At 73.0% G+C, this 20,950-nt stretch carries 19 protein-coding genes and 1 pseudogene; 6 read left to right on the top strand and 14 right to left on the bottom strand.

Annotated features, from left to right (window positions below):
* Positions 1-15 precede the first annotated feature (15 nt).
* Genes ACZ68P_RS11950 through ACZ68P_RS11920 form a run of 7 tightly spaced genes read right to left on the bottom strand, consistent with a single transcriptional unit; the run spans position 16 to position 7,096 of the window.
* Positions 16-807, bottom strand: a complete 792-nt coding sequence (locus tag ACZ68P_RS11950; RefSeq protein ID WP_365714560.1) for an ABC transporter ATP-binding protein — start codon at positions 805-807, stop codon at positions 16-18.
* Entirely contained in the window at positions 800-1,729 is a 930-nt protein-coding gene (locus tag ACZ68P_RS11945) for an ABC transporter permease (RefSeq protein WP_471005252.1), read from the bottom strand. The genes ACZ68P_RS11950 and ACZ68P_RS11945 overlap by 8 nt, the downstream gene beginning before the upstream one ends.
* Positions 1,730-1,779: 50 nt before the next feature.
* Positions 1,780-2,652, bottom strand: coding sequence for a glycosyltransferase family 2 protein (locus ACZ68P_RS11940; RefSeq protein WP_365714803.1), 873 nt, complete (start codon positions 2,650-2,652; stop codon positions 1,780-1,782).
* Between the two features lie 20 nt (positions 2,653-2,672).
* Complete coding sequence (locus ACZ68P_RS11935; protein WP_471005251.1) at positions 2,673-3,452, bottom strand: CDP-alcohol phosphatidyltransferase family protein; 780 nt, start codon at positions 3,450-3,452, stop codon at positions 2,673-2,675.
* On the bottom strand, positions 3,430-4,491 hold the full coding sequence (locus ACZ68P_RS11930; protein ID WP_471005250.1) for an iron-containing alcohol dehydrogenase family protein: 1,062 nt from the start codon (positions 4,489-4,491) through the stop codon (positions 3,430-3,432). Before ACZ68P_RS11930 ends, ACZ68P_RS11935 begins: the two co-directional genes overlap by 23 nt.
* Positions 4,479-5,216, bottom strand: a complete 738-nt coding sequence (locus ACZ68P_RS11925; protein ID WP_471005249.1) for a phosphocholine cytidylyltransferase family protein — start codon at positions 5,214-5,216, stop codon at positions 4,479-4,481. Before ACZ68P_RS11925 ends, ACZ68P_RS11930 begins: the two co-directional genes overlap by 13 nt.
* Positions 5,213-7,096: a DUF5941 domain-containing protein gene (locus ACZ68P_RS11920; RefSeq protein WP_471005605.1), complete on the bottom strand. Its 1,884-nt coding sequence runs from the start codon at positions 7,094-7,096 to the stop codon at positions 5,213-5,215. Before ACZ68P_RS11920 ends, ACZ68P_RS11925 begins: the two co-directional genes overlap by 4 nt.
* Positions 7,097-7,525: 429 nt before the next feature.
* Between ACZ68P_RS11920 and ACZ68P_RS11915 the strand changes: the two genes are divergently transcribed.
* The 3 genes from ACZ68P_RS11915 (at position 7,526) to idi (ending at position 10,736) form a co-directional block, all read left to right on the top strand.
* Positions 7,526-8,467 carry a cation diffusion facilitator family transporter gene (locus tag ACZ68P_RS11915; protein ID WP_471005248.1) on the top strand — a complete coding sequence of 314 codons (942 nt, stop codon included), beginning with the start codon at positions 7,526-7,528 and terminating at the stop codon, positions 8,465-8,467.
* 239 nt (positions 8,468-8,706) lie between these two features.
* Positions 8,707-9,981 (top strand): bifunctional class I SAM-dependent methyltransferase/N-acetyltransferase, encoded by a 1,275-nt coding sequence (locus tag ACZ68P_RS11910; RefSeq protein ID WP_471005247.1) that lies wholly within the window; start codon positions 8,707-8,709, stop codon positions 9,979-9,981.
* A gap of 146 nt (positions 9,982-10,127) precedes the next feature.
* A complete protein-coding gene (gene idi, locus ACZ68P_RS11905; protein WP_471005246.1) occupies positions 10,128-10,736 on the top strand; it encodes an isopentenyl-diphosphate Delta-isomerase in 609 nt (202 codons plus the stop codon).
* A gap of 175 nt (positions 10,737-10,911) precedes the next feature.
* On the opposite strand, the pseudogene ACZ68P_RS11900 reads toward idi, so the two are convergent.
* Positions 10,912-11,358, bottom strand: a pseudogene (locus ACZ68P_RS11900) (ATP-binding protein); the annotation flags it as partial.
* 130 nt (positions 11,359-11,488) lie between these two features.
* Positions 11,489-12,115 carry an HdeD family acid-resistance protein gene (locus ACZ68P_RS11895; RefSeq protein ID WP_471005245.1) on the bottom strand — a complete coding sequence of 209 codons (627 nt, stop codon included), beginning with the start codon at positions 12,113-12,115 and terminating at the stop codon, positions 11,489-11,491.
* A 78-nt stretch (positions 12,116-12,193) separates the two neighbouring features.
* On the opposite strand from ACZ68P_RS11895, the gene ACZ68P_RS11890 reads away from it, so the two are divergent.
* The gene (locus ACZ68P_RS11890; RefSeq protein ID WP_471005244.1) at positions 12,194-12,946 is read left to right on the top strand and encodes an enoyl-CoA hydratase/isomerase family protein; all 753 of its coding nucleotides are present in this window, start codon (positions 12,194-12,196) and stop codon (positions 12,944-12,946) included.
* Positions 12,947-13,003: 57 nt separating this feature from the next.
* Here the strand turns inward: ACZ68P_RS11890 and ACZ68P_RS11885 are convergent, their stop codons facing one another.
* On the bottom strand, positions 13,004-13,648 hold the full coding sequence (locus ACZ68P_RS11885; protein ID WP_471005243.1) for a DJ-1/PfpI family protein: 645 nt from the start codon (positions 13,646-13,648) through the stop codon (positions 13,004-13,006).
* A 7-nt stretch (positions 13,649-13,655) separates the two neighbouring features.
* Positions 13,656-14,639 (bottom strand): GlxA family transcriptional regulator, encoded by a 984-nt coding sequence (locus tag ACZ68P_RS11880; RefSeq protein WP_471005242.1) that lies wholly within the window; start codon positions 14,637-14,639, stop codon positions 13,656-13,658.
* 123 nt (positions 14,640-14,762) lie between these two features.
* Between ACZ68P_RS11880 and ACZ68P_RS11875 the strand changes: the two genes are divergently transcribed.
* Both ACZ68P_RS11875 and ACZ68P_RS11870 read left to right on the top strand, forming a co-directional pair.
* Positions 14,763-15,629 carry an SCO6745 family protein gene (locus ACZ68P_RS11875; protein WP_471005241.1) on the top strand — a complete coding sequence of 289 codons (867 nt, stop codon included), beginning with the start codon at positions 14,763-14,765 and terminating at the stop codon, positions 15,627-15,629.
* Positions 15,630-16,047: 418 nt separating this feature from the next.
* Entirely contained in the window at positions 16,048-18,465 is a 2,418-nt protein-coding gene (locus tag ACZ68P_RS11870) for a Tex family protein (protein ID WP_471005240.1), read from the top strand.
* Between the two features lie 84 nt (positions 18,466-18,549).
* On the opposite strand, the gene ACZ68P_RS11865 is transcribed toward ACZ68P_RS11870, so the two are convergent.
* The 3 genes from ACZ68P_RS11865 to ACZ68P_RS11855 are packed head-to-tail and all read right to left on the bottom strand — an operon-like array spanning position 18,550 to position 20,911.
* The gene (locus ACZ68P_RS11865; protein ID WP_471005239.1) at positions 18,550-18,957 is read right to left on the bottom strand and encodes a hypothetical protein; all 408 of its coding nucleotides are present in this window, start codon (positions 18,955-18,957) and stop codon (positions 18,550-18,552) included.
* A complete protein-coding gene (locus ACZ68P_RS11860; RefSeq protein ID WP_471005238.1) occupies positions 18,954-19,274 on the bottom strand; it encodes a 2-phosphosulfolactate phosphatase in 321 nt (106 codons plus the stop codon). Before ACZ68P_RS11860 ends, ACZ68P_RS11865 begins: the two co-directional genes overlap by 4 nt.
* Entirely contained in the window at positions 19,274-20,911 is a 1,638-nt protein-coding gene (locus ACZ68P_RS11855; RefSeq protein WP_471005237.1) for an ABC-F family ATP-binding cassette domain-containing protein, read from the bottom strand. The genes ACZ68P_RS11860 and ACZ68P_RS11855 overlap by 1 nt, the downstream gene beginning before the upstream one ends.
* Positions 20,912-20,950 lie beyond the last annotated feature (39 nt).

Raw genomic sequence — 20,950 nt, 5'->3', positions numbered from 1 at the left:
CGCGCGCGGCGCGGGCTACTTCCCGGTCTCGCGCTCGTACGCCTTCAGGACCTCTTCGGTGGGCCCGTCCATCAGCAGCTCGCCCTTCTCCAGCCACAGCACGCGGTCGCAGGTGTCCCTGATCGACTTGTTGCTGTGACTGACCAGGAAGACCGTGCCGGCCTCCTTGCGGAGCTCGCGGATGCGCTCCTCGGACCGGATCTGGAACTTGCGGTCACCGGTCGCGAGCGCCTCGTCGATCATGAGGACGTCGTGGTTCTTGGCGGCCGCGATGGCGAAGCGGAGCCGGGCGCCCATGCCGGAGGAGTACGTCCGCATCGGCAGGCTGATGAAGTCGCCCTTCTCGTTGATGCCGGAGAAGTCGACGATCCCCTGGTAGCGGTCGCGGATCTCCTCCTTGCTCATGCCCATGGCGAGACCGCCGAGGATGACGTTGCGCTCGCCGGTGAGGTCGCTCATCAGGGCCGCGTTGACACCGAGGAGCGAGGGCTGGCCGTCGGTGTAGACCTTGCCGCTCTCCGTGGGGAGCAGTCCGGCGATGGCACGCAGCAGCGTCGACTTGCCCGAGCCGTTGGAGCCGATCAGGCCGATGGCCTCGCCGCGGTAGGCGGTGAAGGACACCCCGCGCACGGCGTGCACCCGGCGGACGCCGCGGGCGGCGTCCCCCTTGCCGCGTCCGATGATCCGGCTCAGCGCGGCGGTGGCGCTGCCCTTGCCTCCGGCCCCGGCGTTGACGCGGTAGACGATGTGGACCTCGTCCGCGATGACGGTGGGAATGCGTCCCTGGTTGCTCTCGGTGTCAGCCACGGCCGTACCTCTCCTCGGCCTTCCAGAAGTAGACGAAGCCGCCCAGGCCGACCACCACCGTCCAGATCAGCGTGGCGATCCAGACGTGCGGGGGCAGGTTCGAGGCGCCGTAGCCGTCGATCAGCGCGAACCGGATCAGGTCCATGTGGAGGGCCGCCGGGTTGTACTGGAGCAGGTCGGCGATCCAGGCCGGCTGTTCGGCGAGCATCACGGGGATGGAGAACATCACGCCGGACGCGTACATCCAGGTGCGCATGATGAACGGCATGAGCTGGGCCAGGTCCGGCGTCTTGGCGCCCATCCGCGCGACGATCATGGCCAGGCCGGCGTTGAAGACGAACTGCAGCAGCAGGGCGGGGAGCATCAGCAGCCAGCTGACCGAGGGGTAGCTGCCGAACGCGACCGCGATGGCGATCAGGACGATCATCGAGAACAGCAGCTGCTGGAGCTGCTGGAGCGCGAAGGAGATCGGGAGGGTGGCCCGGGGGAAGTGCAGCGCCCGCACCAGACCGAGGTTGCCGGAGATCGCGCGGACGCCGGCCATCACGGAGTTCTGGGTGAAGGTGAACACGAAGACGCCGGTCACGAGGAACGGGATGTACACCTCCCGCGACATGCCCCGGTCAGCGTCCAGGATGAGCCCGAAGATCAGGAAGTAGACCAGCGCGTTGAGCAGGGGCGTGACCACCTGCCACAGCTGGCCGAGCTTCGCCTGGCTGTACTGGGCCGTGAGCTTCGCCTGGGAGAAGGCCAGGATGAAGTGGCGCCGGCCCCACAGCTGCCGGATGTACTGGATGAGCCCCGGCCGGGCGCCGCTGACCGACAGGCCGTGCTTCGCGGCCAGCGCGGCCGGACTCAGGCCGTCGTCGGCGGACGGCGGGGCGCTCGTCGCGACCCCACCGTCGTGGGTTGTGTCACTCACAAGTCGAAACTTTCGTATTCAAGATGCGCGGCAAGTCGGGTACCACGATGTCAGACGACGGGCGGGCGTCCCAGTCGGGTCAGCCGCCACACCGTACGCCACCTCATGGGGCGCCGCGGTCCGCAGGAAGTCGTCCAGCCTTCCCGGAAACCGCCGAACCATGCCCTGAGGGCGGAGGCGGAGGGCCGCCGCGCCAGGGTGAGCATCAGCCACACGCCGAGATAGACCGGAACCAGGGGCGCGGGGAGGTTGCGGCGAGCCAGCCACACTCGGTTCCGCGCCACGTTGAAGTGGTAGGTCGCGTGCCGTGACGGCGGAGTGGTGGGGTGGAGCAGCACCATGTCGGAACGGTAGTCGATCATCCAGTCGGCGTCGAGGGCCCGCCAGGCGAGGTCCGTCTCCTCATGGGCGTAGAAGAAGTCGTCCGGCAGGCCGCCGACCTCGGCGAACACCTTCGTCCTGACGGCGTTGGCGCCGCCGAGGAAGGTGGTCACGCGCGAGGAGCGCATCGGGTCGGACGCCCGCAGGCGCGGGACGTGCCTGCGCTGGGTCAGGCCCGTCTCCGGGTCCGCGATCCGGAAGCTGATGATGCCGAGCCGCGGATCGGCGGTGAACGCCTGGCGGACCAGCTCGGCGGTGTCCGTCCCGGCGAGCAGCCCGTCGTCGTCCAGGAAGAGCAGGGCGTCCACGTCGGTGCCGCCGGGGCCGAAGGCCTCGATGCCGACGTTACGGCCGCCGGGGATGCCCAGGTTCTCGGGCAGGTCGATGGTGCGGACGCCGTCCGGCACCCCGGTGACCGGGGCGCCGTTGCCGACCACGACGATCTCGACCGGGTCGCCGTCCTGCTTGGCGACCGAGTCGAGGAGCGCGCGCAGGTCGTCGGGCCGGTTGCCCATGGTGATGATGACGGCGCCCAGCTTCATCGGCGTACTCACGCTTGTCCTCACTTCAGCCGGCTCGACGCCAGGATCGACACCAGGTGCAGCAGCGTCTGGACCAGCGCGATGCCCGCGAGGACCGCGACGCCGAGCCGCGAGAAGAACAGGTCGCCCCTGGCCGAGTCCACGACGGCCAGGACCAGGATCAGCAGCGACGCCTCGATGCCGAGGATCAGCCGGTGGAACTTGAGCGCGGCGGCGGCCTTGCGGGCCAGCGCCATGCCGGACGAGCGCGGCTCGGACGCCGCCTCCTTGACCGGCGGCAGCCCGCCCTGGTGCCGGGCGACGCCGACGAGGTCGGTCTCGGCCTTGATCAGGATGGCGCCGAGGGCGGCGAGCGTGCCGAGGAAGGCCCACAGCCAGTCGATCCGGCCCGGTCCCCACAGGTCGGCCGCGCGCAGGCCGAAGCCGACGAGGACCGCGGCGTCGCACAGGTAGGCGCCGACCCGGTCGAGGTAGACGCCGCCGAGCGAGAACTGCTTCTTCCAGCGGGCGATCTCCCCGTCGACGCAGTCGAGGAGCAGATAGAGCTGGACCATCAGCACGCCGAGGACGGCGCCCCAGATCCCGGGCACGAGCAGTGCCGGGGCCGCGAGGACACCGAAGACGGTCATCAGATAGGTCAGCTGGTTCGGCGTGACCCGCGTGTTCACGAGGTAGCGGTCCACCCGCAGCGAGATCTCCCGCATGTACAGGCGGCCGGCCCAGTGCTCACCGCTGCGCCGGTCCTTCACGCCCGCCGGGTGAACGACCGGGCGGAGCTCAGCTACGGATGGTCTTGGCATAGTCGGCGTACGCGTCCCTGATCTCGTCTGTGGACAGGTCGAGGTGCTCGAGGATGGTGAAGCGGCCCGGACGGGTCTGCGGGGCGAACTCCACGGCGCGGACGAACTCGTCCACGCTGAAGCCGATCTCCTCCGGGAGCACGGGCAGCCCGTGCCGGCGCAGGGTGTCGACCATCAGCGCGGACGCCTCGGACGCGCCGCGCAGGTGCATCGCGAAGGCCGCGCCGAGGCCGCACTGCTCGCCGTGGCTGGCCGCGCGGGTCGGGAACAGCAGGTCGAAGGCGTGGCTGATCTCGTGGCAGGCGCCCGAGGAGGGGCGCGTGTCACCGCTGATCGACATGGCGATGCCGGACATCACCAGGCCCTCGGAGAGGGTGACCAGGAAGTCGTCGTCGCCGACGCCGCCGGGGTGGCGCAGGACCGCCTCGCCGGCGCTGCGGGCCATGGCCGCGGCCAGGCCGTCGACGGGTTCGCCCGTCTCCCGGTGGGAGAGCTCCCAGTCGGCGATGGCGGAGAGGTTGGAGATCGCGTCGCCGATGCCGGAGCGGACGAAGCGCGCCGGGGCGTCCCGGATCACGTCCAGGTCGATGACCAGGGCGATCGGGGTCGGGACGCCGTAGGAGCCGCGGCCGTTGTCGTTGTCCAGGGTGGACACCGGCGAGCAGATGCCGTCGTGCGACAGGTTCGTGGCGATGGCGACCAGCGGCAGGCCGACGCGGGCCGCCGCGTACTTGGTCACATCGATGATCTTGCCGCCGCCGAGCGCGACGACGGCGTCGTACCGCTTGCCGCGCATCGCGTCGGCGAGCTTGACGGCCGCGTCGATGGTGCCGCCCTCGACCGGGTACCAGTCGGCGCCGGGCAGCTCGGGTGCGAAGCGGTCACGCAGCTTGACGCCCGAACCGCTGCTGATGGCGACGGCGATCTTGCCGTTGCTGGAGATCCGCTGGTCCGCGAGGAGCGCGGACAGGTCGTCCAGCGCTCCCCGGCGGATGTCGACGACGACCGGCGAGGGGATGAGCCGGGTCAGTACTGGCACGCGATGTCACGGCCCTTCGCCAGGTCGTCGTGGTTGTCGATCTCCACCCACTTCACGTCGCCGATGGGCGCGACGTCGACGGTGAAGCCGCGGTTGACGAGCTCCTGGTAGCCGTCCTCGTAGTAGAGGTCGGGGTCGCGCTCGAAGGTGGCCTTCAGGGCGTCGGCGAGCTCCTCGGCGGCCTCGGGCTCGATGAGGGTGACACCGATGTACTCGCCGGTGGCGGTGGCCGGGTCCATGAGCTTGGTGATGCGCTGGACACCCTTGCCCTCGGCGGTGATGACCTTCATCTCCTCGTCGGCGAGGTTCTTCACCGTGTCGAGGGCGAGGATGATCCTGCGGCCCTCGCCGCGGGCGGCGAGCAGGGTCTTCTCGACGGAGACCGGGTGCACGGTGTCGCCGTTGGCGAGGATGACGCCCTTCTTCAGGACGTCACGGGCGCACCACAGGGAGTAGGCGTTGTTCCACTCCTCGGCCTTGTCGTTGTCGATGAGGGTGATGCTGACGCCGTACTGGGCCTCCAGGGCCTCCTTGCGGTCGTACACGGCCTCCTTGCGGTAGCCGACGACGATGGCGACCTCGGTGAGGCCGACCTCCGCGAAGTTCTTCAGCGTCAGGTCGAGGACGGTGGTGTCACCGTCGACAGGCACGAGGGCCTTCGGGAGCGTGTCGGTGTAGGGGCGCAGACGCCTTCCGGCACCGGCTGCCAGTACGAGGCCAATCATGCTGTTTCTCCTTCGTCATGTACGGCAGGTGCTCCGGAGGACACCCAGAAGCGGATGGACTCCACGAGCACCACGAGCGCCACGGCGACCGCGAGGGCGGTGAGCGCCAGGGTGAAGTCGTCGCCACGGCTCGCGAGCAGAGCGGCGAGCAGGGTCACCAGGAGCGTGCGGCCCTCGTGACCGCCGATGGTGCGCACCAGCCAGGCGGGCGGCGCGCCGGTGCCGCCGCGGATGCGGTACACCGTGTCGTAGTGATGGTAGGCGACCGCCGCGACCAGCCCGAATGCGGCGGGCAGCGCCCCGGGGACGTCCGCCTTGGCGGCGAGGACGAGCACGGTGGTGTATTCGGCGGCGCGGAAGAGCGGGGGCAGCAGCCAGTCCAGGGCGCCCTTGAGCGGGCGGGCGACCGCGCCGCCCGCCAGGAGCGCGTACAGCAGGGCGGCGACGACCGTGAGGGTGCCGCCGAAGGGCTCCGCCAGGGCGGCGGCGAGCAGGAGCGCCGTCCCCGCCGCGGCCCACAGCACCGGGGCGCGCAGGAGCGGGCGCAGCGCGGGGCGGCGGCCGGTCCGGGCCACCAGCTCGGCGATCGGGCCCGAGTCGGCGAGGTCGGCGAGGGCCTGGGCGGCGCGGTCGGTGCGCCGTGCCTTGCGGGTCACCGACCGCAGGACGCGGCCCGCGGTGGTGTAGCAGGCGCCGAAGGCGCAGCCGATCAGCAGGGCGTAGAAGACGATCCGGGGGGTGGTGACGGCGGTGAGGACCGCGATCATCGCCCAGCGCTCGCCGATCGGGAGGATGATCATGCGCCGGGCCCAGACGGTCCAGCCCACGGTGTTCAGCCGGTCGGAGAGGGCCGCGGTGGGGCTGGTGTTGGCCTGGGCGTCGTGGTTGGCCTCGTTGAAGGAGAAGTCCACGACGTGGCGGCAGCTCATCAGGACCATCGCGCCGAGCGCCAGGGCCCACACGTCGTCGCCGTCGCGTGCGGCGCCGAGCGCGAGGCCGGCGTAGAAGGCGTACTCCTTGGCGCGGTCGAAGGTGGCGTCGAGCCAGGCGCCCATCGTCGAGTACTGCAGGGAGTAGCGGGCGAGCTGCCCGTCGGTGCAGTCGAGGACGAAGGAGACGAGGAGCAGGACGCCGGCGGCGACGTAGCCGCCGCGCTCGCCGGTGGCGGCGCAACCGGCCGCGAGCAGGGCGGTGAGCAGCGAGGCGGTGGTGACCTGGTTGGGGGTCAGTCCGCGCCGCGCGCACCAGCGGGCGATGTAGCGGGAGTACGGGCTGATGAAGAACGTGGTGAAGAAGCCGTCGTGGGCCTTGACGGCGGAGCGCAGGCGTACGGCCTCGTCGTCGACGGCCGTGACGGCGGCGCGGGCCGCGTGGCGGGCCTCGGCGTCGGCGGGGACGGCGGCGACGAGCGAGCCGAGCTCGGGCCGGTGCACGGCCACGCCCTCGGCGTCGAGCGCCCGGGCGAGCGCGTCGGGCAGGCTCTCCTCCGCGGGGGAGAGCGCCGGCGCGGAGCGGGCCGTGGCGACGGCGGTGTCCGCGGGAGCCGTGTCGTTCTCGGCCGCGTCGGTCCGCGCGGGTGCGGCGTCCGAGGCGGTCAGCGCCCGGGTCAGCGCGGGCCGGGCCTCGGGCTGCGCGGTCAGCGCTCCGGGGGCCGCGGCGGCCGGGAAGCGGGGGTCGGTGAGGGCGAGCCGCAGCGCGTGGAGGTGTCCGACGAACCGCGGGTCGACCACGGCGACGCGCTCGGCCGCCGGTACGGCGGCGACCAGCGCGGCCGTCTCGTGCGGTCCGGAGGCGACCCTGACGTCGAAGCCGAGTGACCGCAGATCGCCGTCGAGCGACGATCCGGGTACCGGCGGACCGGTGAGGATGGCGGTCGACAGACGAACTCACTCCTTGGAGCTGGCGGACGGGCCGGCGGGGCCCCTGGCACACGGCCCCGGGCACGGTGGTGCGGCCCGGAAACGGGCGGCGGCACGTCGGCCGAGGCTATCGGATGAACGAAAGCGCGAGTTCACCGAGGCTTCGCGGTGAGGACTCCCCCGGGCCCCCTCGCGTCGGCGCGCACGCGCCGCGCCCTGCGGGGCTCATCATGATCGATCGGCGCCCCGGCCCACAAACCGCGTCCCGCGACCCCTGCGGCGGCCAGCGGCGCCGGCCCCGCCGTAGATCGCCGCGCACCGCTGACCAGGGCTCATCACCGCAGGTCAGAGCATATGACAACGGTGTTCAGTGCCGTGTTGCGGATACCCCCTACCCGTAGTTCACTTGCGGGCGGGGCACAGGGAGCGACACGACCGGGAGGCCATGTCATGGGGGCTGGACACGACCACGGACACAGTCACGGAGGACCGCCGCCGACGGGGACGGCCGCGGCGGCCTACCGGGGGCGGCTACGCGTCGCGCTCGCGATCACCCTCTCCGTGATGGTGGTCGAGATCGTCGGTGGCGTGCTCGCCGACTCCCTCGCGCTGATCGCCGACGCCGCCCACATGGCGACCGACGCCGTCGGCCTGGCGCTGGCCCTGCTCGCGATCCACTTCGCCAACCGGCCGCCCACCGACAACCGCACCTTCGGCCTCGCGCGGGCCGAGATCCTCGCCGCGCTCGCCAACTGCCTGCTGCTGCTCGGCGTCGGCGGGTACGTGCTGTACGAGGCGGTCCAGCGGTTCATCGAACCGGTCGAGACCAAGGGCGGCCTCGCCATCGCGTTCGCTCTGATCGGTCTCGTCGCCAACATGGTCTCGCTCTCCCTGCTGGTCCGCGGCCAGAAGGAGAGCCTCAACGTCCGCGGCGCCTACCTGGAGGTGCTCGCTGACGCCCTCGGTTCCGTGACGGTGATCGTCGCGGCCGGGATCATCCTCCTCACGGGCTGGCAGTACGCCGACCCGATCGCCTCGATCCTGATCGGCCTGATGATCGTGCCGCGCACGGTCAAGCTGCTGCGCGAGACCCTGGACGTCCTCCTCGAGTCGGCGCCCAAGGGGGTCGACATGGCGGAGGTACGGGCGCACCTACTGGCGCTGCCCGGCGTCGAGGACGTCCACGACCTGCACGCGTGGACGATCACGTCCGGGATGCCGGTCCTCTCCGCCCACGTCGTGGTCGACCAGGGCGCCCTGGACTCGGTGGGGCACGAGAAGATGCTCCACGACCTCCAGGGCTGCCTGGGCTCCCACTTCGACGTGGAGCACTGCACCTTCCAGCTGGAGCCCGCGGGCCACGCCGCCCACGAGGCCGGACTCTGCCTGTGATCCTCGCGTCCGGCGATCCCTGTTAGTCTCCCCGCACGAACGTGAGGTGAGAGGAGCTGAGGTCGATGACCGTCGCGACGGAGGCTGCCCCGCGCGGCAGCGCCCGGTCCCGCTTCAGCTCCCGGGCCTCCGGCTGAACCGACGTCCCGGCCCGCCCCTCCCCGCCCCGCGGGGCACGGCGGTGCGAACCGGTACGTCAGGTCGTCGGCCGGGGCCCTCTCTCACAAGGGTCTCCCACGTTGTCCGACAGCACCCGCGCCTCGTACGAGGCGTTCTTCGCCCTGCACCACGGTCTTCCGCGGCAGGGCCCCGGCTCCGACACCACCACCCGCCGTCTGCTCGCCCTCTCCTCCTACGCCTCCGAGGGACGGACGGGAGCCGCCGGTCGTCCGCGCGTCCTCGACCTCGGCTGCGGCCCCGGCCGCTCCGCCCTGCTCCTCGCCGCCGAGGCGGGGGCCGAGGTGACCGCCGTCGACCTGCACGAACCGTTCCTCGATGAGCTGCGGGCCGCCGCCGCGGCCCGCGGGCTCGGCGACCGCGTCCGCACCCTCCGCGCCGACATGGGTGAGCTTCCTCTCCCCGACGGGTCCTTCGATCTGCTCTGGGCCGAGAACTCGGCGTACTCGATCGGGTTCGACACCGCTCTGGACCGCTGGCGCCGGCTGCTCGCGCCCGGGGGCACGCTGGTGCTCACCGCGTGCGAGTGGACCACCGACACCCCCTCCCCGGAGGCCCGCGCCTTCTGGGACCGGCACTACGCGCTCCGCACCGGCGCCGAGAACACCGCGGCGGCGGTCGCGGCCGGCTATCACGTGCTGGGGGTGCTCCCCCAGCCCGAGAGCGACTGGGACGCGTACCACGGCCCGCTCGGCGAGCGGGCCGACGCCGCCGACCCGTCCGCCCCCGGCATGGCCGAGGCGCTCGCCGCGACCCGCGAGGAGATCGCGACGCGCCGCGACCACGGCGGCGACTTCGGCTGCACCGGCTACGTCCTGCGCCCCGCCGACCCCCGGTGGCGTACGCGGGAGGAGACCGCGGCCGACATCCCCGCCGTACGGGAGATCAACGCGGCGGCGTTCGCCAGGCCGGACGAGGCCGCGCTGGTCGACGCCCTGCGCGAGGACGAGGGCGCCTGGCTTCCGGGACTCTCGTACGTCGCCGAAGCGCCGGACGGCACGGTCGCGGCCTACGCGCTGATCACCCGTTGCCGGATCGGGGGCACCCCGGCGGCGGCGCTCGCACCGGTCGCCGTGGCGCCCGCCCACCAGCGATGCGGCGCCGGGCAGGCCGTCGTCCGGGCGGTGCTCGACGCGGCGCGGCTGCGCGGCGAGCGGCTCGTGGTGGTGCTGGGCCATCCGGAGTACTACCCCCGGTTCGGATTCGCACGGGCTTCGCAGTACGGGATCAAGCCAGGTTTCGAGGTCCCCGACGAAGCCATGATGGCGCTGGTCCTGCGCGGTTCCGGGCCCGTCCCCATGGGCACGATCCACTATCCGGCGGCTTTCGGCGTCTGAGGTGGCGGCCGGGCCCACCGCACCGGGATGTACTCCGGTGCGGTGGGCCCGGCCATGTCCGGCCGCCGAAGTACGGACAAGCCGCTTTTGTACGGCAGACTGAGGTGCCCCTCATGGGGCCGAGACCGAAGCGATGAAGGACGGGTATGGCGACCACACCAGCCACCGCGGCACACAGCTCGCCGAACGGGATCTCGCCGAACGGCGTCCAGGCGTCGATCATGCTGGAGCTGGTCGACGAGGACGGCAACACGATCGGAACGGCCGAGAAGCTCGCCGCGCACCAGGCCCCGGGACAGCTTCACCGGGCGTTCTCGGTGTTCCTCTTCGACGAGGCGGGCCGTCTGCTGCTGCAGCGCCGCGCGCTCGGGAAGTACCACTCCCCCGGTGTCTGGTCGAACACCTGCTGCGGTCATCCGTACCCGGGAGAGGCGCCGTTCGCCGCCGCCGCCCGGCGTACGTACGAGGAGCTGGGCGTCTCGCCCTCGCTGCTCGCCGAGGCGGGCACCGTCCGCTACAACCACCCGGACCCTGCGTCGGGCCTGGTGGAGCAGGAGTACAACCACCTCTTCGTCGGCATGGTGCAGACCGGTCTGCGGCCCGACCCGGAGGAGGTCGAGGAGACCGCCTTCGTGACGGCGACCGAGCTGGCCGAGCGTCACGCGACCGCGCCGTTCTCCGCCTGGTTCATGACGGTCCTGGACGCCGCGCGTCCGGCGGTCAAGGAGCTGACGGGTCCGGCCGGCGGCTGGTGATGCCGTAAGGGGGCACGGGCACAACCCCGGGGAGGTCCCCCGGTCCGGCACCGGGCACCGTACCGGGCGAGGGGACGCTCCCGGGGAGGCCTCCGCCCGCCGGGACGGCCCCCGGCAGGGTCGCGGGCGTCGAGGTGAGGGCCGCGCCCGGAGCCGGCCCCGAGCCCGGCGGCCGGGGGACGAGGGGCAGCGCGGCCCAGATGATCTTGCCGCCGCTCGCGGTGTGCTCGACGTCGCACGCCCCGCCCGCCTCCAGCGCGATCTCGCGCACCAGGAGCAGCCCCCGGCCGCCCGTCTGGCCGTAGTCCGCCTCCAGCGCCTTGGGGCGGTAGGGGTGGTTGTCCTCGACGGACACCCGGATCCACTCCGCGCCGATCGCCACCTCGACCGCCACCTCCGGGGAGAGCAGCGCCGCGTGCTTCACCGCGTTGGTGACCAGCTCCGAGACGATGAGCAGCAGCCCCTGGACGGTGTCCTCGTGCGCCGGCACACCCTGACGGTTCAGCAGATCGCGTACCGCGTGCCTGGCCTGCGGGACGGAGACGTCGACCGCGGGAGCGGTGAAGCGCCAGACCCCTTCGTAGGACGGTGGCCGGGCGGGCACGCTCCCGCGGCTTCCCATAGTCCGGCTCCCACCCTCGTGCTCGATTGTCGCCACGGGGTCGAGTCTGATAACCCGGGGGTCCGCACCGGCCTACTGACCAGAAGTCGACACTTATAGGCCACCTTCTGATCGGCTGAGTATGCCAACGTCAGTTGTTCGACCGGTCCTGATCTGTCGCTGACGGGTTCGGAAGAGGGTCCTCCCCAGGGGCGACCATGCCGACGATCCGCCGGCCCCCGACGCCGATGGCGATCAGGCCGAGCCCGTCGAAGAGGAGCGCCAGCGAGAAGAAGCAGCCGAGAACATAGCGGCTGCTCTCGGGCCAGTCGAGGAGGACGAGCACCCCGAGCAGCAGGCCGAACGCTCCCTGCAGCAGCGTCCAGCCGAACTGCGGCCCGCGGACCACCACGCTGCCGACCAGCCGGAAGACGCCACCGGTGAGGAAGAGCAGCGCGGCGAACATGGTCAGCGCCTCGGCCGAACCCTCCGGGTGGCGGATGACGACCACGCCGGCCGCGATGTTCAGCGCGGCGACCACCACGGCCAGCCAGAAGTAGGGGGTCCCGCGCGACTCGATGGCGTGGAGCAGTCCCACGAAGCCGCCGATGAGCAGCAGCCAGCCGAACAGGAGCATCGAGGTGAGCGTGGCGAGGCCGGTGTAGACGAGCCCGACGATCCCGCCGAGGACGAGCAGGGCGCCGAGCACCGCGAGCCGGCCGAAACTGCGGCTGAGCCGCTTGCTCTCCCGTACGGCGTCCTGGGGTTCCCCGGGCATGCGCGCCTCCTCGTCGGACCGGCCTCTCGCACCCCCTTCTTGATCGTACGGTCGGGGTCCCCGGATAGCATCCGCCGCATGGAGCCCACCGAGCCGCACCTGAAGACCTCCGTCGCCGACGGGGTCGCCACCGTCGTCGTCTCGCACCCGGCCAAGCGCAACGCGATGACGGCCGGGATGTGGCGGAGTCTTCCCGCGCTCCTCGCCCCGCTCGCCGCCGACCCGGACGTCCGCGCGCTGGTCCTCACCGGTGAGGGCGCGACCTTCTGCGCCGGCGCGGACATCTCCACGCTCCGGGAGCCCGGTGACGAACAGCAGTCGCTCGCGGTACGGGCGGAGGAGGCCCTCGCCGCGTTCCCCAAGCCGACGCTCGCGGCCGTGCGCGGCTACTGCGTGGGCGGCGGGAGCCAGCTCGCGGCCGCCTGCGATCTGCGGTTCGCCGAGGAGGGGGCGCTCTTCGGGGTGACGCCGTCGAAGCTCGGCATCGTCTACCCGTCGTCCTCGACCCGGCGCCTGACCGCGCTCGTGGGGCCCTCGGCCGCCAAGTACCTCCTCTTCTCCGGTGAGTTGATCGACACGGCGCGGGCGCTGCGGACCGGCCTCGTCGACGAGGTCCTGCCGTCGGGGGAACTCGACAAGCGGGTGACCGATTTCACCCGGGTGCTGGTCGCGCGGTCGCAGCTGACGCAGGCGGCGGCGAAGGAGTTCGCGGACGGCCGCACGGACCGTGACGCGTACTGGTCGGAGCAGGCGCGCGGCAGCGGCGACACCGCAGAGGGGGTCGCCGCCTTCCTGGAGCGCCGCGCGCCCCGGTTCACGTACGGGGTGTGAGGCGGGGCGGGACGGCCCAGGTGCGCGGCGCGCCTGCCTCGATCGGCCCCGCCGGGCTCAGCCCTCCTGCGCGAGGACCTTCTCGGCCTGACCCCGCCAGCGGGCGACGATCGCGGCCGGGGCCTTCTCCGGCGAGCCCGCGTCGTACGGCGGCTGGGGGTCGTACTCGGTGAGCAGCTGGACGGTCTGCGCGGCCTCGTCCCCCGCGATCCGGCCCAGCAGGTGCAGCGCCATGTCGATGCCGGAGGAGACTCCGGCGGCGGTGACGTACTTCCCGTCGAAGACCACGCGCTCGCCGGTGGGTTCGGCGCCGAGCGGCCGCAGCTCCTCGAACGCCAGCCAGTGGGTGGTCGCCCGGCGGCCGGTGAGCAGCCCGGCTCCGGCCAGGACCAGGGAGCCGGTGCAGACCGAGGTGGTCCAGGTGCTGGTGGCGTCGGCGGTACGGAGCCAGGCGAGGATCTCCGGGTCGTGCATGGCCTCGCGTGAACCGGGGCCGCCCGGGACGAGCACGATGTCCGGGTGCGGCACCTCCGCGAGGGTCCGGTCGGCGACGAGGGCGAGGCTGCCCTGATCGCCCCTGACCGGACCGGTCTTCCGGGCGACGAAGACGGTCTCGGCTCCGGGGAGCCGGGCGAGGAGTTCGTAGGGCCCGACGGCGTCGAGGGCGGTGAAGCGGTCGTACAGCAGGACGGCGATCTGCATGGGATCCCTATCGGCTGGTGGGGTGAACGGGGGCGTGGAAGCGGCGGCGGTAGTCGGCCGGGGCCGTACCGAGCGCCTTGACGAAGGCGCGGCGCATGGCCTCGGAGGTGCCGTAGCCGGCTGCCCGGGCCACCTCCTGGACGCCGTGGGTGGACTCCTCCAGGAGCCTGCGCGCGTGCTCGAGCCGTACCCGGTCGACGTACCGGCCGGGAGTCGTGCCGGTCTCCGCCTGGAAGGCGCGGGCGAAGTGGCGGGGGGACAGCCGCGCGCGGGCCGCGAGCGCCTCCACCGAGAGGTCCGCGCCGGGGTGCTCGGTGATCCAGTGCTGGAGGTCGCGCAGCGGTTCGCGGCGGGCGGTCTGGGCCGCGAGCTGGGCGCTGAACTGGGCCTGGTTGCCCGGCCTGCGCAGGAAGACGACCAGGTGGCGGGCGACGGTGAGCGCCGCGTCGCGGCCGAGGTCCTCCTCCACCAGGGCCAGCGCGAGATCGATGCCCGCGGTGACTCCGGCCGAGGTGGAGAGCCGGCCGTCCCGGACGAAGATGGGGTCCGGGTCCACGTCGACCTCGGGGTAGCGGCGGGCGAGGTGGTCGCAGGCCACCCAGTGGGTGGTGGCCCGGTGCCCGTCGAGCTGGCCGGCGGCGGCGAGCAGCAGCGCGCCCGTGCAGACGGAGACGAGACGTTCGGCGTGCGGGGCGTTCGCCCGCAGCCAGTCGACCAGCCGCGGGTCGGGCGTCCGCGTGCCCTCGCCGCCGGGGACGAGCAGGGTGTGCGGCGGTCCCGCCTCGACGGCTTCGGCGAGCGTGGAGTCCGGAAGCATCCGCAGCCCGCTCTGGGTGCGGACGGGGCCGCCGTCGAGCGAGGCCGTCCGGATCGGGTAGGAACCGTCGGCCCCGCCGACGCGGCCGGCGCCGGCGAACACCTCCACCGGTCCGGTGACATCCAGGCTCTGCACGTCGTCGAAGAGGACGACGAGCACGGATCGCTTCGTCATGCCTCCATCCTTCGGCGGCCGCCCGATGGCCGCAATGACGAAGAACCCACCTTTCCTGCCATGGCGGCGGTCTTCCGGGCCCGACGGTTCCCGTCGTACCGACCAGTCGGTAACGTTCGGGCCATGACGACCTCACTGCCGCCCCGCGCGGGCCGCCGCTGCCACAACGCGCTCAACCCGCTGCACTCCACGCTGTACTTCTCGCCGGACCTCGACGTCGAGTTCACGGCCCTCGGCTTCGACGACCCGAGCGCCATGCGACTCGCCGCGCGCAGCGCCGCCCTGGGGGCCGTGGGCCCGGGAACGGTCGCCGCGACCTTCTACAACTACAACCACGCGCTGCTCGCCCGGCACCTGCCCGCCGTCTGGGATATCGCCGCCCCCGCCGCCGTCCTCGACGCGCGGCTGCGCGCGGCCGACGCCACCCTGCGCCGGCTGCTCGGGGAGGAGACGGTCGCCTCGCCCGAGATGGCGGAGGCGGCCGAGCTCGCGCTGCGCGCCACCGAGGCCTGCACCCGGCACGCCCGGCCGCTGTACGCGGCCAACGCCGACCTGCCCGTCCCCGAGGAGCCGCACCTGCGCTACTGGCACGCCGCCACGCTGCTGCGCGAGCACCGGGGCGACGGCCACCTGGCGGCGCTGCTCTCCCTCGGGCTCGACCCGCTGGAGGCGCTGGTCAGCCACACCGCGACCGGCAGGGGCATGGCACCGCGCTGGGTCCTCGGCTCGCGCGGCTGGCGGCGCGCCGACTGGGACGCGGCGGTGGAGCGGCTGCGGGACCGGGGCCTGATCGACGCCGAGGGCGAGCTCACCGACGCCGGCACGGCCCTGCGCGCCGAGCTGGAGGAGCACACCGACCGCCTGGACACCGCCCCGTACGAGCACCTGGGGGCCGCCGGCGTGGAGCGGCTGACGGAGCTCGGCCGAGGCTTCCTCTTCGCCGCGGCCGCGGCGGGCGCGTTCCCGGACGACCTGACCGGCAAGGCCTGACGCGACCAGGGAAGCCGGCCGGCCGACCCGGCGAGGCCGCGGCACCCGGCGACGGACGCGGTCACCGGGGTCGGCCTGCCGTGACCCGTCCGGCCCGACGGCCGGGTGGAGAGGTGCGGACCCCGGGGAGCAACGCGGTCGCAGAGGCGTGACCCGTGGCCCCTGGCGGCCGGGCGGAAAGGTGCGGACACCGGAGACGGACACGGTCGCAGAGGCCATCCGGGGGGAGGGGAACGCGGTCGCCGGGGTCGACGGGGCAGAGAGGAACGCGGTCGCCGGGGTCGGCCGGGCGGGAGCCGAAGGGCGCGGGCGGGCGGGGCTGCCGCCGCGCGCGGGCGGGGCGCGTGCGGCGTCGAGGCGGCCGACCCGGCACAATGCACTCGCAAGCTTGAGGCACGAGAAGGCGAGTCGGGACACTGTGACGACGTCCATCGAAGGCAGGATCGCCGAGGAACTCGGCGTACGCGAGCGACAGGTGAGGGCGGCCGTCGAGCTGCTCGACGGCGGCTCGACCGTGCCGTTCATCGCGCGCTACCGCAAGGAAGCGACCGAGATGCTCGACGACGCGCAGCTGCGCACGCTCGAGGAGCGGCTGCGCTATCTGCGGGAGCTGGAGGACCGGCGGGCCGCCGTCCTCGACTCCGTACGCGAGCAGGGCAAGCTGACGCCGGAGGTGGAGGCGCAGCTCAGGGCGGCCGAGACCAAGGCCCGCCTGGAGGACATCTACCTGCCCTTCAAGCCGAAGCGCCGCACCAAGGCGCAGATCGCCCGCGAGGCCGGCCTCGAGCCGCTGGCCGAGGGGCTGCTCGCTGACCCGTCGGTGGAGCCGGCGGCCGCCGCGGCCGCCTTCGTCGACGCGGACAAGGGCGTCGCCGACACGGCCGCCGCCCTGGAGGGCGCGCGGGCCATCCTGACCGAGAAGTTCTCGGAGGACGCCGACCTGATCGGCGAGCTGCGCGAGCGGATGTGGGGCCGGGGCCGGCTGGTCGCGAAGGTCCGGGAGGGCCAGGGGGACGGCAAGGAGGGGCCGGGCGCGAAGTTCGCCGACTACTTCGACTTCGCCGAACCGTTCACGGCGCTGCCCTCGCACCGGATCCTCGCCATGCTGCGCGGCGAGAAGGAGGACGTCCTCACCCTGGAGCTGGAGCCCGAGGAGCCGTCGCAGACCCCCGGCCCCTCCTCGTACGAGGCGACGGTCGCCTCGCGCTTCGGCGTGGCCGACCGGGGACGCCCCGGGGACAAGTGGCTGCTGGACACGGTCCGTTGGGCGTGGCGGACCCGGATCCTGGTGCACCTGGGCATCGACCTGCGGCTGCGGCTGCGGACGGCGGCGGAGGACGAGGCGGTACGGGTCTTCGCCGCGAACCTGCGCGATCTGCTGCTCGCGGCGCCGGCCGGGACCCGGGCGACGCTGGGCCTCGACCCCGGCTTCCGCACGGGGGTCAAGGTCGCCGTCGTCGACGCCACCGGCAAGGTCGTGGCCACCGACACGATCTATCCGCACGTGCCCGCCAACAAGTGGGACGAGTCGCTGGCGAAGCTGGCCCGGCTGGCCAAGGAGCACGCGGTCGAGCTGGTCGCCATCGGCAACGGCACGGCCTCGCGTGAGACGGACAAGCTCGCGGCCGAACTCATCCTCAAGCACCCGGAGTTGAACCTCACCAAGGTGATGGTGTCGGAGGCGGGCGCTTCGGTGTACTCCGCGTCCGCCTTCGCCTCGCAGGAGCTTCCGGGCCTGGACGTATCCCTGCGCGGCGCGGTCTCGATCGCGCGGCGGCTGCAGGACCCGCTGGCCGAGCTGGTGAAGATCGACCCGAAGTCGATCGGCGTCGGGCAGTACCAGCACGACCTGTCCGAGGTGAAGCTCTCGCGCTCGCTGGACGCGGTGGTCGAGGACTGTGTGAACGGCGTCGGGGTCGACGTCAACACGGCGTCCGCGCCGCTGCTTTCGCGGGTCTCCGGCATCGGGGCCGGCCTCGCCGAGAACATCGTGTCGCACCGGGACGCCAACGGACCCTTCCGGTCGCGCCGGGCGCTGAAGGACGTGGCGCGCCTCGGCCCGAAGGCGTACGAGCAGTGCGCGGGCTTCCTGCGCATCCGGGGCGGGGACGACCCGCTGGACGCGTCGTCGGTCCACCCGGAGGCGTACCCGGTGGTACGGCGGATGGTGAAGACCACGGGCGGCGAGGTGGCCTCGCTGATCGGCAACACCGGGGCACTGCGCTCGCTGCGCGCGGACGACTTCGTGGACGACACCTTCGGTCTGCCGACCGTGACCGACATCCTGCGCGAGCTGGAGAAGCCGGGCCGGGACCCACGGCCGGCGTTCAAGACGGCCACCTTCAAGGAGGGCGTCGAGAAGATCGGCGACCTGGTGGCGGGGATGGTCCTGGAGGGTGTGGTCACGAACGTGGCGGCGTTCGGGGCGTTCGTGGACATCGGTGTCCACCAAGACGGTCTGGTGCACGTGTCGGCGATGTCGAAGACCTTCGTGAAGGACCCGCGGGACGTCGTGAAGCCGGGTGACGTCGTCCGGGTGAAGGTCATGGAGGTGGACATCCCGCGCAAGCGGATCTCGCTGACGCTGCGCCTGGACGACGAGGTGACGGCGGACACGGCGGGCGACGGCGCCGCGCCGAAGAAGGAGCGCGGCGGCCGGCCGCCCCAGCAGCGCCGCGGTGGCGCCGGAGGCTCCGGCGGAGGTGGCGGCGGCGGTGGCGACCGGGGCCGCTCCAAGGCCGCCGCCCCGGCCCCGTCGAACAGCGCGATGGCGGACGCTCTGCGCAAGGCGGGCCTGCTGAACGAGGGCGGCGGCGGCAAGCGGCGCGGCCGCTGACGCGCGACGTCGCCGGACGCGACGGGCCCGGCCTCGCGGCCGGGCCCGTCGTCGCGCGGAGGGGCGGACGGTTCCTCGGCCGCCTCAGGCGTTCGGGAGGAAGCGGATGGCCCACTCCGCGCGGTGGGCGACCGTCAGGTCGTCGTCCTGGGTGAGGGGCTCGAGGAGCGCGCGGGAACGGGTCGGGTCGGCCTGCACCAGGTCGACGATCTCCGCCGCCAGGGAGTCCTGGTCGTCGCCCAGATCCACGGCGGAGGCCCGCAGGAGCGCCGGCAGGGCGTCGGGGCCGCCGATGGCGGCGAGGACACCGCCGAGGAGCTCGCGGGCGTAGGCGTTGCGCTCGATGAGGGCCCGGTCCAGTTCGGCCTGGAGGCGGGGCAGCATCGCCGCGTCGCCCGAGGCGGCGATCTCGTCGGCGAGGTCGATGGTCTCGTCGACGTCGGCGTCGAGGTCGTCCAGCATCTCGGTGAGCCGGGTCAGCAGGTCGGTCATGGTGTCTCCTGGAATGCGCCGTCCCTCGGGACGGGGACGGTCTCCGAGGTGTCGGCCTCGGCGGCCACCGCGACGTCCTGCGGGTGGCCGTACTCGTACAGTTCACGCCCGGAAGCGCAGCGGTGCAGCTCCGCCGCCGGGTCCTCCGTCGCCTCCCACGGCGTGGCCGCGGCCCGCGCCTCGGGCGTCAGGTCGTACGGGCCCCGGGCGCGCGGCGCCGACAGGACCGCGCCGGCGCCCGGGAGGCCCTCCGGGGCCGGGCACAGAGAACCGTCGGGCCGGCGTTCACCCGGGCCCCGGCGGAAGCCGACGCCCATCAGAGCTCGGTCACCTTGCCGGCGGCGACCTCGATCCGGCGGGTCGTGCGGACCGCGTCGAGCATCCGCCGGTCGTGGGTGACCAGGAGCAGGGTGCCGGTGTAGGAGTCCAGCGCGGACTCCAGCTGTTCGATGGCCGCCAGGTCCAGGTGGTTCGTCGGCTCGTCCAGGACGAGCAGGTTCACTCCCCGGCCCTGGAGGAGGGCGAGCGCGGCGCGGGTGCGCTCGCCCGGGGAGAGCGTGGTCGCCGGGCGCAGCACGTGCTCGGCCTTGAGGCCGAACTTCGCCAGCAGGGTCCGCACCTCGGCGGGCTCCGTCTCCGGGACGGCCGCGCAGAAGGCGTCGAGCAGGGACTCCGAGCCGTGGAACAGCTTGCGCGCCTGGTCGACCTCGCCGACGACGACGCCCGAGCCGAGGACGGCGTCGCCGGAGTCCAGCGGCAGACGGCCGAGGAGCGCCGCGAGCAGCGTCGACTTCCCGGCCCCGTTGGCGCCGGTGATGGCGACGCGGTCCGCCCAGTCGATCTGGAGGGTGGCCGGCCCGAACCGGAAGTCGCCCCGCCGCACCTCCGCCTCGCGCAGCGTCGCCACGACCGAGCCGGAGCGGGGAGCGGCGGCGATCTCCATCCGCAGCTCCCACTCCTTGCGGGGCTCGTCGACGACGTCGAGGCGCTCGATCATGCGCTGCGTCTGGCGGGCCTTCGCGGCCTGCTTCTCGCTCGCCTCGCTGCGGGCGTTGCGGCCGAGCTTGTCGCCGTCGGTGGCCTTGCGGCGGGCGTTCTTGACACCCTTGTCCATCCAGGACCGCTGCATGTGGCCGCGCGCCTCGAGGGCGGCCTTCCTGCCCGCGTACTCCTCGAAGTCGTCGCGGGCGTGCCGCCGGGCCGTGTCCCGCTCGTCGAGGTAGGCCTCGTAGCCGCCGCCGTACAGCGTGATCTGCTGCTGGGCGAGGTCCAGCTCCAGCACCTTGGTGACCGTGCGGGTGAGGAACTCGCGGTCGTGGCTGATGACGACCGTGCCGGCCCGCAGCCCCTGGACGAAGGACTCGAGCCGCTCCAGGCCGTCGAGGTCGAGGTCGTTGGTCGGCTCGTCGAGCAGGAAGACGTCGTAGCGGGAGAGCAGCAGGGAGGCGAGTCCGGCGCGGGCGGCCTGGCCGCCGGAGAGGGAGGTCATCGGCTGGTCGAGGCCGACGGTGAGGCCGAGCGAACCGGCGACCTCCTCGGCGCGTTCGTCGAGGTCGGCGCCGCCGAGGCCGAGCCAGCGCTCCAGGCTCTCGGCGTACGCGTCGTCGGCTCCGGGCGCCCCGTCGACCAGGCCCTGGGTGGCCTCGTCCATGGCGGCCTGGGCGGCGGCGACGCCGGTGCGCCGGGCCAGGAACTCCCGTACCGTCTCGCCCTCGCGACGCTCCGGCTCCTGCGGGAGGTGGCCGACGGTGGCGGTGGGCGGGGAGAGCCTCAGCTCTCCGTCCTCGGGGGTGTCGAGCCCGGCGAGCAGGCGCAGCAGGGTCGACTTGCCGGCGCCGTTGACACCGACGAGGCCGATGACGTCGCCGGGGGCGACGACGAGGTCGAGGCCGGCGAAGAGGGAGCGTTCGCCGTGGCCGGCGGCGAGGTCCTTGGCGACGAGAGTGGCAGTCATCAGGACACGCATCCTAGGTCAGAGGAGTGCGCGGGGTCG

The organism is Streptomyces sp. NPDC036822 (assembly GCF_055609145.1).
Note: the sequence above shows the minus strand (reverse complement) of the source record. Positions and strands in the feature narration are given on the sequence as shown.

Coding starts and splice junctions, on each gene's coding strand:
- ACZ68P_RS11935 (WP_471005251.1), bottom strand. CDS start 3,452: ATGCCAAGACCATCCGTAGCTGAGCTCCGCCCGGTCGTTCACCCGGCG.
- ACZ68P_RS11875 (WP_471005241.1), top strand. CDS start 14,763: ATGACGACCTCACTGCCGCCCCGCGCGGGCCGCCGCTGCCACAACGCG.
- ACZ68P_RS11915 (WP_471005248.1), top strand. CDS start 7,526: ATGGGGGCTGGACACGACCACGGACACAGTCACGGAGGACCGCCGCCG.
- ACZ68P_RS11880 (WP_471005242.1), bottom strand. CDS start 14,639: ATGACGAAGCGATCCGTGCTCGTCGTCCTCTTCGACGACGTGCAGAGC.
- ACZ68P_RS11860 (WP_471005238.1), bottom strand. CDS start 19,274: ATGGGCGTCGGCTTCCGCCGGGGCCCGGGTGAACGCCGGCCCGACGGT.
- ACZ68P_RS11895 (WP_471005245.1), bottom strand. CDS start 12,115: ATGCCCGGGGAACCCCAGGACGCCGTACGGGAGAGCAAGCGGCTCAGC.
- ACZ68P_RS11855 (WP_471005237.1), bottom strand. CDS start 20,911: ATGACTGCCACTCTCGTCGCCAAGGACCTCGCCGCCGGCCACGGCGAA.
- ACZ68P_RS11865 (WP_471005239.1), bottom strand. CDS start 18,957: ATGACCGACCTGCTGACCCGGCTCACCGAGATGCTGGACGACCTCGAC.
- ACZ68P_RS11885 (WP_471005243.1), bottom strand. CDS start 13,648: ATGCAGATCGCCGTCCTGCTGTACGACCGCTTCACCGCCCTCGACGCC.
- ACZ68P_RS11940 (WP_365714803.1), bottom strand. CDS start 2,652: ATGAAGCTGGGCGCCGTCATCATCACCATGGGCAACCGGCCCGACGAC.
- ACZ68P_RS11890 (WP_471005244.1), top strand. CDS start 12,194: ATGGAGCCCACCGAGCCGCACCTGAAGACCTCCGTCGCCGACGGGGTC.
- ACZ68P_RS11925 (WP_471005249.1), bottom strand. CDS start 5,216: ATGATTGGCCTCGTACTGGCAGCCGGTGCCGGAAGGCGTCTGCGCCCC.
- idi (WP_471005246.1), top strand. CDS start 10,128: ATGGCGACCACACCAGCCACCGCGGCACACAGCTCGCCGAACGGGATC.